The organism is Paenibacillus sp. CR_12 (genome assembly GCF_041953985.1).
In the GTDB taxonomy this organism is placed as follows: Bacteria; Bacillota; Bacilli; order Paenibacillales; family Paenibacillaceae; genus Paenibacillus_AQ; species Paenibacillus_AQ lautus_A.
On the sequence record NZ_JAVFHO010000002.1, the window covers coordinates 1,409,119 to 1,423,939 of the forward strand.

Consider the following 14,821-nt stretch of genomic DNA (forward strand, 5'->3'; position numbering starts at 1 on the left):
AGGGATTCGAATGTACAAAGTACTTCTTGTGGACGATGAACGGATTATTCTGGACGGCATATCTCAGATGGTGGACTGGTCGGCATACCGAACCGAGCTGGCGGGTACCGCCCAGAACGGAATTCAAGCGTATGAAAAAATCGTCAGGGAGAGCCCGGATATCGTCGTGTGCGACATTCGCATGCCCGGACTCGACGGTCTGGAGCTCGTTGCCAAGACCCACGCCTCCCATCCTCATATCAAATTCGTGCTGCTGTCCGGCTTCGGCGAATTCGAGTATGCTAACCGCGCCATGCAATACGGCGTGAAGCATTACCTGCTGAAGCCGACCGACGAGGACAAGATCGGTGGAGCGCTGAAAGAGGTCATCGACGAGCTGATCCAGGACCGGAACAAGGAAACGTTTGTCCAGGAGATGAAGGACCGGCTCCGGAAGGTGCTGCCCCATGTCAAAGAACAGGTGCTCAAGGAGTTCGTCACCAACAAGACCTATGGGCGCCATGATCTGGACGAGTACCGGAGCCTGTTCGAATACGATTTCGATCAGCCTGTGCGTCTTCTGCTGTTCCAGCTGGAAGGCTCCGTCGAATTCGAGCATCAATTCGCCGTGAAGAACATTGCCGAGGATCTGCTGGACACGACGCTGCTGAGCACGACCATCGGGCAGCAGGTCCTGGTGCTGATCGAGGACCGTAACGATCAGCAGCGGCTTCATCAGCAGCTCCAGGATATCCGCTGCATTTTTAAGCAGTATTACAAAATGGACGTCACGATCGCGATCAGCGATCCCGGGCCTGTTACCCAGGCGCGGAGGCTGTACCGGGATACGCTGCAGTGCCTGAACTACCGATTCTACTTGGACGAAAGCGGAATGATCACAACCGAGGATACGCTGCACGGCAGCGGTATGGAAGGAAGCTTCGTCCTTGATGAGGAGCGGCTGTGCATGCCCGTCCGATCCGGCCATCGAAACGAAGCTGAGCATGCCCTGACCGAGTTCGTTCAGGAACTGAAGCGTGCGCAGCTGAGCATCGAGATGACCAAATCCTATATCATTCAGCAATACGTATCCCTCATCCGGCTGACCGATCCGGACCAGATGCAGGAACGTTACGCGCGAATCCCGGAAATCGCCGAGATGAGCACGCTCCAAGCGATTCAAGGCGTACTGGAAGAAACGGTTCGGGAAATCACGCTGCGAAACTTTGAACGGAACAAGGTCAAATACAACGCCATCGTGCGCAAGGTGGTGGAGATCATCGAGAACCAGCTGGGCAACTCGGAGCTTACCCTCAACCTGGTGGCAAACGACATGCTGTATATGAACGCCGACTATCTTGGCAAGCTGTTCAAAAAGGAGACCGGCGAGAAGTTCTCCAATTACGTGATGAAGCTTCGGATGAAACGCGCAACCGAAATGATGCTGAGCGATCCCGATATCAAAATTTTTGAAATGGCGGAGCGGCTCGGTTTTGGCGATAATCCTCAATATTTCAGCCAAGTGTTCAAGAAACAGATCGGCTGCACGCCCTCCGAATATATGAAAAAGAGCGATTAACTTGTACGTACATCTCTGCTTTTTAAACAAACTGCACGGTTTTTTCCCTTACTCTTTCTCCTCGAAAACTAGATAATTGGGAATGTAAGCACTAACATTTGAAACGATGATTCGTGGTCCATCAACAAAGGGGAGGAAATGGAATGAAAAAAGTGTTAAACGCGGTCCTGATGTTTTCCCTGATCGGAAGCTTGATCGGCTGTTCGGGCGGCGGCGCTGTCGAACCACCGGCAAACGGCGGAACCGGAACGGAAACGCCGCCGGCTGCTGCAAGCGATAGCAAGGATCCGGTCAAGCTCCGCATTGCGTGGTGGGGCGGTCAGTCCCGGCATGATTATACCTTGAAGGTCATCGAAATGTATGAGTCCCAGAATCCGCATGTCACCATTGAACCGGAATATGCCCCATTCGATGACTATTGGAAGAAGCTTGCTCCCCAAGCGGTGGCCGGCGGACTTCCGGACATTATCCAAATGGACATCTCCTACCTGAATCAATATGCAGGCCGGAATCAGCTGGCGGATTTGAAGCCGTTCACCGAGAGCGGCGAGCTGGATGTCGCCGACGTCAGCGAGAATGCGCTGAGCGGCGGTGAGGTCAACGGCAAGCTGGTTGCCATGAACCTCGGCGTGAACGCACTCCAAACCACGTTTGACGTCGAGACGATGAAGAAGAACGGCATCGATATTCCGTCCAAGGAATGGACCTGGGACGACATGGACAAAATGGGGGCCCAAGCCAAAGAAAAAGGCCTGCAGATCGGAGGTTTTGCTTACCGGCATGACGTCTTCTTCCCGTACTATTTAAGAACCATCGGCCAGAAAATGTACAGCGCTGACGGCAAAACGATCGGGTACAGCGACGACCAGCCCTTTATCGATTACTTCACCCGCTACCAGAAATGGTACGACAACGGATATATCCTGTCTCTCGACAAGGAAGCCCAGAAGAAAGGCGTAGCGGAGGAGGATGAAATCGTCCTTGGCAATTCCATCTCGGGCACAGGCTGGTCCAACCAGTTCCTTGCCGTGGCCAATCTGGTAACCGACCGTTCGTTGGAGTTGAATCCGATGCCGGGTCCCGGAACGAAGGACGGTCTCTTCCTGAAACCTTCGATGTATTTCTCGGTCACCGAAACCTCGAAGCACAAGGAAGAAGCCGCCAAATTCATCAGCTTCTTCATCAACGACATCGAGGCCAACAAGCTGATCAAGGGCGAACGCGGCGTTCCCGTATCCGCCAAGGTAAAGGAAGCGCTGAAGCCGCTCCTCTCCGAGAACGAAGCCAAAATTTTCGACTATGTCACTTGGGCTGAGGCCAACAGCACGCCGGGAGATCCTCCTAACCCGATCGGTGCGGTAGAGATCGAGAAGCTGCTGCGAGATCTCAGCGAACGCATCCTGTTCAAGAAAATCTCGATCGAAGATGCCGCGGCCGAGTTCCGCAAGGAAGCGAATGCCATCTTGGCCAGATCTCAGCAATAACCAGGATACGGCTAGACAAGGCATCTCCCGCACGTCTTTCCCGTGCAAGAGATGCCTTTTTACATCAGTGACCCCTGCACGGGGCGCAACCAAATCTGAATCGTAGGGGTTGAAGTCTATGAAGAGGCTCCGCGAGAACGAGCACATCACCGGTTACGTGTTTTCAGCGCCGTTCGTTCTTGGTTTTCTCATCTTTACCTTATATCCAATCCTGTCGTCCCTGTATTATTCGTTCACCAATTACAATCTGATGGAAGCGCCGAGATGGCTGGGCCTCGGGAATTATGAGCGGTTGTTTCTGGAGGACGACAAGATCGGCAAGTCCTTTCAGGTCACATTCACCTATGTATTCGCCAGCGTTCCCCTGCGCCTCATATTCGCACTCTTCGTTGCCATGATTCTGAATACCGCAACCAAAGCCGTAGGGTTGTACCGCTCCGCCTTTTACCTGCCTTCCCTCATCGGGGGAAGCGTGGCCGTGGCCATCATGTGGCAGCAGATCTTCGGCGACAAGGGGCTCGTGAACTCTGCCCTGTCCCTCTTCGGAATCCATTCCACGACCTCTTGGATCGGGAATCCCAGCACGGCGCTTTGGACGCTCATCGCATTGTCCATCTGGCAGTTCGGCTCCTCGATGATCATTTTTCTGGCCGGCTTGAAAAATATACCGAAGGATTACTACGAAGCCGCCAGCGTGGACGGTGCCAATGCGGTCCATCGCTTTTTCAAGATTACGCTGCCTATGCTCAGTCCGATCATTCTCTTCAATCTGACGCTCCAGACGATCTCGGCGTTCCTGACCTTCACCCCCGCCTACATTATTTCGCGCGGCGAAGGCGGCCCGCTGGATCAAACGCTGCTTTATTCGCTCTATTTATACCGCAAGGCGTTCTCGCATTTTGAAATGGGTTACGCGTCGGCTCTTGCCTGGATCATGCTCATTATCGTCGGTGTCCTGACCTTGCTCATCTTCAGATCATCCACCCGCTGGGTTCATTACGAGACGAAAGGAGATTGACGGTTATGACCACATCCAGACGCGTTCTCTACCATACCCTGGTCGGATTGTTCGCCCTCGGCATGACCTATCCGATTCTGTGGCTGGTCGCCAGCTCGCTTAAGCCCAATCATGAAATATTCACGACGGCTTACAGCCTGATTCCGAGTCGGCTGGAATTCTCGAATTATGCTACAGGCTGGAAGGGTTTTGCCGGGACCACCTTCGGCACCTTCTTCAAGAACTCGTTCATCATTGTCATCATCTCCACCATCGGGGCCGTCGCCTCCTCGGCGCTTGTCGCCTTCGGATTGGCTCGGACCAAGTTCTTCGGACAGCAGTTCTGGTTCGCCTGCATGATGATTACGATGATGCTGCCTCATGATGTCGTGATCGTTCCGCAGTATGTGATGTTCGCCAAATTCGGCTGGCTGTCTTCCTTCAAGCCGTTAATCGTTCCCCAATTCTTCGGCATTCCGTTCTTCATCTTTCTGATCATGCAGTTCATCCGCACGATTCCGAAGGAACTGGACGAAGCCGCCAAGATTGACGGATGCAGCAAGTACGGGATTTTCTTCCGGGTCGTTGTGCCGCTGATCGTGCCCGCGCTCATTACATGTTCGATTTTCTCCTTCTACTGGAGATGGGACGATTTCATCAATCCGCTCATTTATTTGAACAATCCGGAGAAATATCCCGTGTCACTTGCCTTGAAGTTGTTCCTTGACGGGGAGTCGCTTAATAACTGGGGCGGCATGTTTGCCATGGCTACCTTATCGCTGCTGCCGGTCGTCATCGTCTTCTTTATCTTCCAGAAATACATCGTGGAAGGGATCAGCACGACAGGATTGAAAGGGTAATCCATACACTCAATTGAATATGAAGGGAGTTTCTCATCATGCCAGCACTTGTATTTGATGATCAACAGATTGAGAATGTCATAGACCGCGTGGTCGACCGGACCTTTCGCATGGATTTCAGCTGGGATTGGCCGGGCGGGGTCGCCTTTTACGGGGTATGCGAAGCCTACAAGGCCACCGGCAAAAAGGAATATCTGGAACAGCTGAAAGCCTGGGTCGACGAAAATATGGAAGAGGGGCTGCCGAAGCTGTCCGTCAACGGCGTCTCCATCGGCCACTCCCTCCTGACGTTGTACGAGGTTTATGAGGAAGAGCGGTATATCGAAACGGCGAAGGAAATGGCCGAGTATCTTACTCATGATGCACTGCGTTTCGGCAACGGCATCTTTCAGCATACGGTGAACTCCGAAACGTATAACTTTCCGGAGCAGGCGTGGGTCGATACGATGTTCATGGCAGGCTACTTCCTGCTTCGGATCGGCGTGATGCTGGACCGGGAGGATTACTTCGAGGATGGTTTGAAGCAGTATCACGGCCATGAGGATTGCCTGCAGGATCCCGTCACGAATCTGTATTACCACGGCTGGGACAACATCGCCGGCAACCATATGTCAGGCGTCTTCTGGTGCCGGGGCAATGCCTGGGCCGCCATCACGATGGCTCGTGCCCTGGAGCTTGTGCCGGTCACGCATCCGTCCTTCATGATCATCGAAGGCTCGCTGCGCGACCAGCTCAGCGCCCTGGTCCGGCTGCAGCATGAATCCGGCCTGTGGCATACGATTACGACCGATCCGCAATCCCCGCTGGAAACGTCCGGCTCGGCCGGCATCGCCGCCGCCCTGTTGACCAAAGGACGCATCTATAATAAATACACGCAGAAATCGATTGACGGCATCTTGGCCAAAATCACCGAGGATGGTACCGTAACCGGCGTATCTGCAGGTACGGCCGTCATGAAGGACGCCGCAGGTTACAGAGGCGTGCCCGATAAGCGAATCCAGGGCTGGGGCCAAGGTCTGGCCTTGACCTTTCTCGCGGAAGTGTTGAAGATCAGGAGCAATCCTTATTGATTAAATAAGATACAAAAAAGGCAGGATGGAGAGGATCAAATTCGCCTCTACAGCCTGCCTTTTCGTTATATGCGTTTCCACAAGCGAATGGTATTGATTAATAATGATGAACATGAACCGACTGCACCCGATATACTTTCATCCCATATCATTGGTTTAGTCTCCCCGTCTCCCATCGCTAATCTTCACGATTCCGCGTCTACGCTGTTTATTCATTGTCCCCTGTCTCGTCTTCTCCGTTATCCTTAGCTTGATCTTCGGTTTTCTTCGGATGCGGCGTTCCGTCAAGCCCGTAGATTTCGTCGTAAGCGTCGAATATCTTCCTCGCAATCGGCGCGGCGCTTTGCGAGCCGAAGCCGCCTTCCGGCACAACGACGGCCACCGCCAGCTTCGGGTTGTCGCGCGGAGCAAAGGCGATGAAGACGCCGTTATCAATCTTCTGCCACTTCCCATTCACTTTAGCTTCCTGCTCGGAGGTTCCCGTTTTGCGGGCGAAGTCATATTTAAAATCATCAAAGGCTGCGAGACCCTGCGTATTCATCCCCCGCTTAATGGTCTGCCAGTACGTTTTGGGGAATTCGACCTCATTCAGGATCTCGCGCCCGAATTCCTTGACCACGTTGCCATCCTGGTCCGTGATTTTGCTGACCAGCTGCGGCTTGATGCGCTTGCCTTCATTCGCCAGCATGACGGTGTATTGAGCAAGCTGTAGAGGGGTGTATTTCCCCTGCTGACCGAAGGAAGCGTAGGCTAACGCCGCCAGATTACTTCCCGCTGCTTTGGTATCGGTATAATTTTTCAGTCCTTTATGCTCGTTGGGCAAGCCGCTCCCCGTTACGACGCCAAGACCAAACTTCTCCATATATTCATCCCAGACCGTAACGCCCTTCTCCCCGCCATACTTGCTGACTAGCCTTTTGCCGATCATATCAATCATAAAAGCATTTGAGGATTGCTGAATCGCTTGCTGAGGTTTAATGGGTCCATTCCGATGTCTCCCCGAGTTGGAGATTTCCCTTTCATATCCTTCCCGACCTATGGTGGCGTACCCTTGATCAGGATAAGTGTCATTAATGCCAAATAACCCCTCATTAAGCCCGATCAGCACCGTCAGCGGTTTAATGACGGAACCGAGAAAAATCATGGATTCAAAGCCGTTTCCCGAGCGACCTGATCCATAGATCGTAATCGTGCCGTTTCCCGACGCGTCCACGACATCCTGCGTAATTTTGCCTCCGCTTTCCCATACATTCGGGTCGTAATCCGGCATGCTGGCCATCGCGACCACATGACCGGTGTCCACCTCCATGGCCACGGCGTATCCGGTTACGGCATCCTTATGAAGCTTGCCCGATACCGGATGGGTATGGAGATATTGGAGCTGATCCATGATGGCCTGCTCCGTGGCAAGCTGAATGTCTTTATGGATCGTGGTATGGATATTATGGCCTTTTTCAGGAGCGACCATCGTCGGTACGCCGTCCACCATATTCTGCGGATTGATCGGGATGCTGAGATACCCGCTCTGACCGCGCAGTTCATCCTGATACATCCGCTCCAATCCGTCATACCCCACCGATTCTTCTTCCGTGTAGATCATGCCGGGATTATCCTGATCCTTGTTGCTCTGATCAATTTCCTCATAAACTTTTACGGATTTAGATCCTTTGAACTTCCTTAAGTATCCGACCGTCTGAACGGCCACCGTATCCGGATCATAGTGCCTTATATTCTCCTCCACGATCTGGATGCCGGGAAACTTGGCTCGGTTCTCCATGAAATAAGCGATCTCTTCCTTCGTCAAATCGGATTTGATGCGTCTGGGCTCATAACCATGCTGCTTGTTATATTCCAAATCCAGGTCGTCCATCACTTTTTTGACGGTGATCGGTTCCAAGTTCGGATCCCCATATTTGTTAAACGCCTGGACAAGCCGCTTCGCCATCTCCTCCGCTTCCGGCCGGTTTTCTTTTCCTTTGTCCGTCTTTTTGCTGTAATCCTTCATGAGCGTGATATATAAAGAATTTGAAGCCGTAGAGTATGCAAGCTTGGTGCCGGACGCATCGATGATGGACCCCCGGATCGGCTGCAGCGGGAAATGCTTCTGCTCCCCCCCGGTTTCCTGGCTTGCCAGCTCCGGTCCCTCTACGAACTGTAATATGGCAAGGCGAACGATAATGACGCAAAAGATTAAAAATGCGCTGAAAAAGAAAATATTGATCCGTCCATGGAATTTACGCCTGGTTTCTGATTCATCCGGTACGTCTTTATAAGGTTTAAAGCCGATCACATTGTCTACGCTCCTTTGTTATATGGTTTAATCCAGCCAAGTCGGCAAATGCGGGTCGTTCTCGAATTCGAATATTCTCTTCAGCTGTTCCTTGGTATTCCGTTCTTCGGACAACGGCGGCAGTTCGTCCTGAGGGAAAAAACCGACCGCGGACGTTTCGGTCCCCACGCCTGGGGCTCCGCCCGTAATGTCGCACTGAATGAACATTTTGTACACGTGGAAGGCCGAAGGCGGATGGTTATGAAATTTCTTGTCCAATACGGCCAGCAGCCTCCCTGCACGCACGTCGTAACCGGCCTCTTCCTTCACTTCCTTCACCACGACCTCCGCAGGGGATAAGCCGATGTCCGCCCATCCTCCCGGCAGCGCCCAGGCCCCGTCGGCCTTTTCCTTCACCAGCAGCAGCTTTCCGTCTTGAAAAATAACGCCGCGGACATCCACCTTCGGCGTCTGGTATCCGGTTTCACTCGCAAACAGCGTACGGATCTTCTCTTCGCCTGCTTCGGTATACTCCTGCATGATCTGGATGCTGAGCTCCCTCAGCTGCTCAAACCGTTCTTTGTCGTAAACGTCCCTCGTATACTCCAGTCCGGCCTGGCTGATGGCCTGCATCTCCTTGGCCCACGCTAACCATTTTATTGTCATAGGTTTCATCCTCTTCAAAGAATCTCATAATATCTAACGCCTGTTATCCGTGATTGGTTTATAATGGAAGTGCTTGATTTCAAAATTATAACATATTTTCTAGCAAGTTATGAGACAAAGGATATAAAGGGGGGACAGCTGGACATGAAAAAAATGCGGCCGGTGTTATACATTGTTCTTCTAATCATGGTGTTCGGTACCGGGTACTACATCGGATCCAGGTCCGAGAACGTAACGCCGATCTCGAAGGAAAATGCCCGCAAAGCCGTTCAGACCCTGTGGGTGAAGGCCGCCGAACCTCCGCTGCCCAAGGTCAGCATTGACGGCACCGAGATCAATCTCCAACGTGGCGGTTATTCGTGGTGCAACGGGGATAACTGCGCGACGACGGATGCGGCCCGTCCCAGGCTAGAGGATATGACGCCGGTTGTGGTCCAAGGCGGTGCCGACATTCAATCGAAGCCGCCCGAAGGAATACATGGCTTCACCATCCTCAACCTGACGGATTCAGGTAGCGATGGATATACCGTGCCAGCGAAAGCCGGCTCGTACCTGTACGAAATTCACTGCACATGGCCTCTGGATCAAGGAGAAGCCAGCTTTTATTTTGCGGTGACGGTTGAATAGACCTGCTCTGGATCGGTAACCAAGCATTTCAGCATCCAAAAAAGAAACAGCCCCGGCGCCAGGGCTGTTTCTTCGTTTCCATTATGAATTCGTTGTCTTCTTCTCTTCCCTTTGATTCGTTCGGATTAAAGCATACGCCAACTGTCCGACCATTCCGAGGAACAAGCCCGTCCCGACGACGATGTAAACCATGGTGAAGGTTTTTCCGAGCGGCGTCTGCGGCACGAATTCCGGATGCCCTACCGTGCTCAAGGTCACCACGCAGAAATAAAGGGCATCCAGCACCGACAAGCCTTCTTGCCTGGTATAAAACATCGTGCCCGATAACAGCATGATGACGATCAGCACAAACAGCGCCATGAAATACCGCTGCTTGAACGCTCGAAACAAACCGCTGAGGAGACGTTTTAACGTTAATAAAAAAGAGATCATCCGAGAACCGTCCTATTCTATATCTGGAGTAAATGTTGCATACATCACATACACCCTATTATATCAGCGTTTATGCTTCACGCCCATTCCGCTACGGTTGAACGGAAAGAATATTCCCTTCGGCATCGATGCTCCGAAATATGAAGCCGCCGGTCTGGTCGGCTGGCAGCTGTTCATAATGGATGGCGTAGCCTTGCTCCACGTCGATTTCCATGTAAATCCCGGCTAAAGCCTTCACCTGTTCCAGATCTTCGATCGGTTTATCGTCCCAAGGCTCATTGGTGACGATGATTTTCTTGCTTTCGGATTCCGACGTCTCCACCGCCACCAGGGTGTCATAGATGCCGTCACCACGATGACTGGCAGACCAGGTTCGTACAAAAGGTTCATCTTCGGACTTGGGTTCCAGCGCGACCCCGTTCGTAATTTTATGCAGCAGTCCCCATTTGCTCTCCAGGACGTTGACCGTCTTTACATTCCCATCTTGCCAGACGATCAGCTTATGATGATCCTCTGACTTTTCGTACAGCTTATCCCCGGTATACGCAGGGTGAACGCGCCGTATCGTCTGCTCTTCATTGTATGCATAGCCGTCCAGGAACAGTGGCAGGTAGCTGATGACGACCACAACGGCCGCCAGTATGAGAAACATGGCTTTTTTCAAAACAACAGCTCCTTGTATCCTTTGGAACGCGTATCATCTTATCCGGCCGATTAGCCCTGAAGGGCAAGCAGCTCCCGAATTTCCGCTTCGGACCAGCTTGAAAGCGACTCTTCCCCCGGCTGAACCAGCTCCTCGATCAGATCCTTTTTCTTCTGCTGCAGAGCCACCATTTTATCCTCGATCGTATCTTGAGCAACGAAGCGTATGACCTGCACAACCTTCTTCTGACCGATACGGTGCGCCCGGTCCATCGCCTGCTGCTCGACTGCCGGATTCCACCACAGGTCATACAGGATCACCGTATCGGCCCCGGTCAGATTGAGCCCCGTTCCGCCTGCCTTCAGCGATATCAGGAATACCTCGCGTTCCCCCTCGTTGAAACGTTCGCACAGCTCCACCCGCTCCGATCCCGGCGTCTGTCCGTCCAGGTAAAAAAACGGAATCCCCCGATATCCCAGCTCCCCGGCGATCAGGTTCAGCATGCCTGTAAACTGGGAGAATACCAGCATCCGTCTCCCTGCAAGACGACATTCCTCGATCGTTTCCAGCAGCTGCTCAAGCTTGGCCGAACCGCCCTCGTAGCCTTCCACGAACAGAGCCGGGTGACAGCAGATCTGTCGCAAACGGGTAATGCCCGCCAGGATGCGGATCCGGTTCTTCTGGAAACCGTCCTGTGCCAAATGCTTAAGCGTCTCCTGCCGCAGTTTCGCAAGATAGGCGGTATACAGCTTCTTCTGTTCGATCAGCAGGCCTGAGGCCTGAATCGTCTCGATTTTCTCCGGCAGCTCCTTAAGCACGTCCGATTTCAGCCTGCGGAGCAGGAAAGGACGCACCCGTTTCACCACCGCTTCTTTAGGCAGTTCATGAAATGCTTTACGGTCACCGAAAAGAGCCGGGAAAACGGCATCGTAGATGGACCATAATTCCTCCAGGCGATTCTCGACCGGCGTGCCTGTCAACGCAAACCGATAACGGGCATGGAGCGTTTTTACGACTTGAGCCGTTTGCGTCGCGTAATTTTTGAAGGCTTGGGCTTCATCCAGAATCAAGGTTAAGAAAGGCAGTTTCGCATATCGCTGGATATCCCTGCGGAGCAGCGGGTAAGAAGTGATGACAACATCCGCTTTGCCTATATTCTGGATCACCTTCGCGCGCTCGGACAGCGTGCCATCGGCAATGACGGCCTTGATCTCCGGCGCAAACTTCTTAAGCTCGTTAAACCAGTTATAGAGCAGGGAGGCAGGAGCCACAATGAGCGCGGGTTCTTTGCGCTCCCGGATCTCAGGCAGCAGCGACAGCATGAAAGCGATGCTCTGAATGGTTTTGCCTAGTCCCATATCATCGGCCAAGATGCCGCCGAAGCGGTAATGGGCCATCGTCTTCATCCACTGGAAGCCGAACTTCTGATAATCCCGGAGAACCGTTTCCAGGCTGGCCGGCACGGCAAAGTCCAAATGATCCGGATTCTTCACATTCTGCAGCATCCGGCGCAGGGAACGGCCAAGCTGGACCGATGATCCCGAATCCTCCCAATCCAGCAGTTGAAGTCCTTGGACCGCCGGCAGTTTAAACCGCGTCCCCTCCCCTTCGTACAGCCAAGGTCCCACCCGGTTCATTAAAGCAACCATGGCCTGGAACTCCGCGCTTTCCAGCGGAAGCAGCGCTCCGTTTCGCAGCCGATGATATTTGCGCTTTTCTTCGAGCGATTTGACGATTTCCCGGATTTCGGCTTCGCGAATCCCCTCCATGTCAAACTTCAGTTCAAGCCAATCCGTCCGTTCATCGACCTCCACCCGAACCTTGGCTCCCATCGGTTCAGTGAGCACCCGCTCCTTCACCGCCGTCGTTGCATAAACAACCAGCAGCTTCTCCAGCTGCGGAATCGTATGATACAAAAATTCATATTCGGCATCCTCGTCATTCATGAAGAAACCGCCGTCAGTCCTGGCAAAAGAGGCGTTCTCCATGAGCTCCAGAATCCGCTGCTCCGTCTCTCCATCGCGTACAAGAATCGAGCTGCTGCTGCGTTTGGCGCGGTGTCCCTCCAGCGGATTGATGATGATGTCGCCGTATTGAAATTCGAGTCCGGCCAATAGACGGCCGCGGACACGGTCCAGAAACAGCTTCGCTTTCAAAGACGTTTTGACGATGCGGTCGGACACGGTCTGCGCCACATGCACGCTGCCCAGTTTCATCAGCCCCGGTACCACCCGCTCCATGATGGACTCCATCATCTCCGGCTGTATCCGAATATGCGGTGTGTTGGAAGGTTCAAGCAGCAGCTTCATCTCGGCGAGCCTTTTGCAAGCATCCATCTCAAGCTGTATCAGCCTTCCCTCCACAATGACGACCCCGTACCCCTCCAGCACGGTCATCCGCTCCAATCCGTCGATCTTCATCAGATAGTGATCATCCGCAGCCTCATCGAACTCGAATTGCAGCGGGATCGGTTCCTGAGCGAACTCCAGCTTATCCGTCATGATTCCATCCATAGACAAGAGGGCTCGAACCGAAGAACCGAGCGCCTCCCGTACTTGAGGCCAAAAGGCAGGAGGAATGATCAGCATTCGGTCGCCGTTCCCCTTTTTGCCAAGCGGAGCGTAGATGTTCAGTGACTGTTGATACATGCTCTCATGATCGGAAATACGGATCAGCTCTTGCAGAAGCGCGTCATCCTCCTTTTTGAAGCTGTGCACCTCCGGATCGTAGGTGAAATTCTTCGTGAACACGCAGGCTGCGCCGCGTTTCACGCACGCTAAGAACTCCCGAATCCGCTGTACGATGTACAAGCGTTTGTTCCCTACTCGCAGCTCGACGCCGAACAGGTATTTCCGGTCCCCGTGCGGATATAGCTTGAAAATGCACTCCATCTCCAGAACCTCTCGGGTATCAAAGCGGGATGTCGCCGCAGCCCTCCGACCGCCGGAATACGTGAACAATCCGAGCAGCTGGCTGCTGAGCAGCGCATCCCGTTCTCTTTCGCTCGAGCTTCTGCCATATTCCGGTGAGTGCCGGGGCGTTAACTGTCCTTCTTCCATGTTCACGTTGGCGGAAGGATGTAATAATGATGGAAAGGGGCGCATCGGAGCTTCAACCGTTTGTTCAATATCCCGTATGTTCAGGAGGAGAGCCGCAATATGCCTGCACCGCTTTCGGGAAAATCCGTAATCGATGCAGCTGCATTCCGTGTATACGTCCCCGTTCGAGTCAATCTCCGCATAGGCGATTCCCGACTCCTGATCTTTCACTTCAGCCTCGTATTTTCGAGCGTCCGGATCCTGCTTCAGCATCGATACATAACCATCTCTATATAAAACCCCGCCGCGGTCGTAGGAGGTTTTTCCGCATAACAGTTTGATCACCCGTTCAGTCAGCTGGTAACCCATAACCACATTCCTTTCTCTATTGCCTGTTAAAAAACAGTATACCATTTTCTCATATCTTCAAAAAAAAAGAACTCACCGCTACGGCAAGTTCCTGCGCTCTTTGTCATCGACCTTGGTCATCCTTTCATATCGCTTGTTATTCCCTTTCCATGCCCCGTTGGATACGATAAAGCCCACCGCGATATAAATGGGAAAATAATCTTAGATGCGCTTGTAATACAGCACCGTTCCGGCAAGCTCACCGTTAGAGGATATGGCATAATCGGGTATAACTCCAGCTTGGATGTAACCCAGAGACTGGTACAGCTTGTTAGAGGGGTCCCCCTCCCGGGTATCCAAGACCAATAAGGTTCTGCCCTCTGCCTTGGCTTTCGGCTCCAGATGCAGCATTAGCATTCTGCCGATACCTCCGCGGCGGGAAGCCGGATCTACCATCAATTTCGCCACCTCGGCCCGGTGTCTGCCATTCGCTTTCGTTGCGCACTGCAATTGAACCGTGCCGACCATCTTCCCATCCTGCATGGCTGCCCACAGGGTAACCCCTGGGCCAAGCGCATCCTTCCAGTAAGCGGAAGCTTCATCATACGACAGCGGAGCTAAGAATCCCACCGAGGCCCCATCTTCTACGACCCGAATCAATAATTCCGTTAATTGATGATGCGTGTCGGTTTCTAATCGGTCGATCTCCACAATCGTAAACTCCTGATTCATGTTCGGACACCCCTCTCTCATCTATTAAACCCATTCTATCCGTTCTGTTGCCATATGTAATCATTTTCTGCAAAGTCAAGCCAGGGCGCGCGTTCAG

The 14,821-nt window shown here is 52.8% G+C and carries 12 protein-coding genes; 6 read left to right on the top strand and 6 right to left on the bottom strand.

Annotation, left to right across the window (positions count from 1 at the left end):
• The first annotated feature begins 10 nt into the window (after positions 1 to 10).
• The 5 genes from RB297_RS10180 (at position 11) to RB297_RS10200 (ending at position 5,969) form a co-directional block, all read left to right on the top strand.
• Positions 11 to 1,558, top strand: coding sequence for a response regulator transcription factor (locus RB297_RS10180; RefSeq protein ID WP_375120361.1), 1,548 nt, complete (start codon positions 11 to 13; stop codon positions 1,556 to 1,558).
• Between the two features lie 143 nt (positions 1,559 to 1,701).
• Positions 1,702 to 3,042 (top strand): ABC transporter substrate-binding protein, encoded by a 1,341-nt coding sequence (locus RB297_RS10185; RefSeq protein WP_096776783.1) that lies wholly within the window; start codon positions 1,702 to 1,704, stop codon positions 3,040 to 3,042.
• 118 nt (positions 3,043 to 3,160) lie between these two features.
• Positions 3,161 to 4,060, top strand: coding sequence for a carbohydrate ABC transporter permease (locus RB297_RS10190; RefSeq protein ID WP_096776784.1), 900 nt, complete (start codon positions 3,161 to 3,163; stop codon positions 4,058 to 4,060).
• Positions 4,061 to 4,065: 5 nt separating this feature from the next.
• Positions 4,066 to 4,899, top strand: a complete 834-nt coding sequence (locus RB297_RS10195) for a carbohydrate ABC transporter permease (RefSeq protein ID WP_096776785.1) — start codon at positions 4,066 to 4,068, stop codon at positions 4,897 to 4,899.
• 38 nt (positions 4,900 to 4,937) lie between these two features.
• Positions 4,938 to 5,969 carry a glycoside hydrolase family 88/105 protein gene (locus RB297_RS10200; protein WP_096776786.1) on the top strand — a complete coding sequence of 344 codons (1,032 nt, stop codon included), beginning with the start codon at positions 4,938 to 4,940 and terminating at the stop codon, positions 5,967 to 5,969.
• A gap of 208 nt (positions 5,970 to 6,177) precedes the next feature.
• Here RB297_RS10200 and RB297_RS10205 read toward each other — a convergent pair whose 3' ends face one another.
• Together RB297_RS10205 and RB297_RS10210 are read right to left on the bottom strand one after the other, a co-directional pair.
• Positions 6,178 to 8,259, bottom strand: coding sequence for a peptidoglycan D,D-transpeptidase FtsI family protein (locus RB297_RS10205; protein WP_096776787.1), 2,082 nt, complete (start codon positions 8,257 to 8,259; stop codon positions 6,178 to 6,180).
• 27 nt (positions 8,260 to 8,286) lie between these two features.
• On the bottom strand, positions 8,287 to 8,904 hold the full coding sequence (locus tag RB297_RS10210; RefSeq protein WP_096776788.1) for an NUDIX hydrolase: 618 nt from the start codon (positions 8,902 to 8,904) through the stop codon (positions 8,287 to 8,289).
• A 144-nt stretch (positions 8,905 to 9,048) separates the two neighbouring features.
• Here RB297_RS10210 and RB297_RS10215 point away from each other — a divergent pair, with 144 nt between their 5' ends.
• A complete protein-coding gene (locus RB297_RS10215) occupies positions 9,049 to 9,531 on the top strand; it encodes a hypothetical protein (RefSeq protein ID WP_096776789.1) in 483 nt (160 codons plus the stop codon).
• 81 nt (positions 9,532 to 9,612) lie between these two features.
• On the opposite strand, the gene RB297_RS10220 is transcribed toward RB297_RS10215, so the two are convergent.
• From RB297_RS10220 to RB297_RS10235, 4 genes are all read right to left on the bottom strand, one after another.
• Positions 9,613 to 9,963, bottom strand: coding sequence for a potassium channel family protein (locus tag RB297_RS10220; protein WP_015736455.1), 351 nt, complete (start codon positions 9,961 to 9,963; stop codon positions 9,613 to 9,615).
• Between the two features lie 91 nt (positions 9,964 to 10,054).
• Positions 10,055 to 10,627, bottom strand: coding sequence for a hypothetical protein (locus tag RB297_RS10225; RefSeq protein WP_096776790.1), 573 nt, complete (start codon positions 10,625 to 10,627; stop codon positions 10,055 to 10,057).
• A gap of 50 nt (positions 10,628 to 10,677) precedes the next feature.
• A complete protein-coding gene (locus tag RB297_RS10230; protein ID WP_096776791.1) occupies positions 10,678 to 14,013 on the bottom strand; it encodes a DEAD/DEAH box helicase in 3,336 nt (1,111 codons plus the stop codon).
• Between the two features lie 201 nt (positions 14,014 to 14,214).
• Positions 14,215 to 14,724 (bottom strand): GNAT family N-acetyltransferase, encoded by a 510-nt coding sequence (locus RB297_RS10235; protein ID WP_096776792.1) that lies wholly within the window; start codon positions 14,722 to 14,724, stop codon positions 14,215 to 14,217.
• Positions 14,725 to 14,821: the final 97 nt, after the last annotated feature.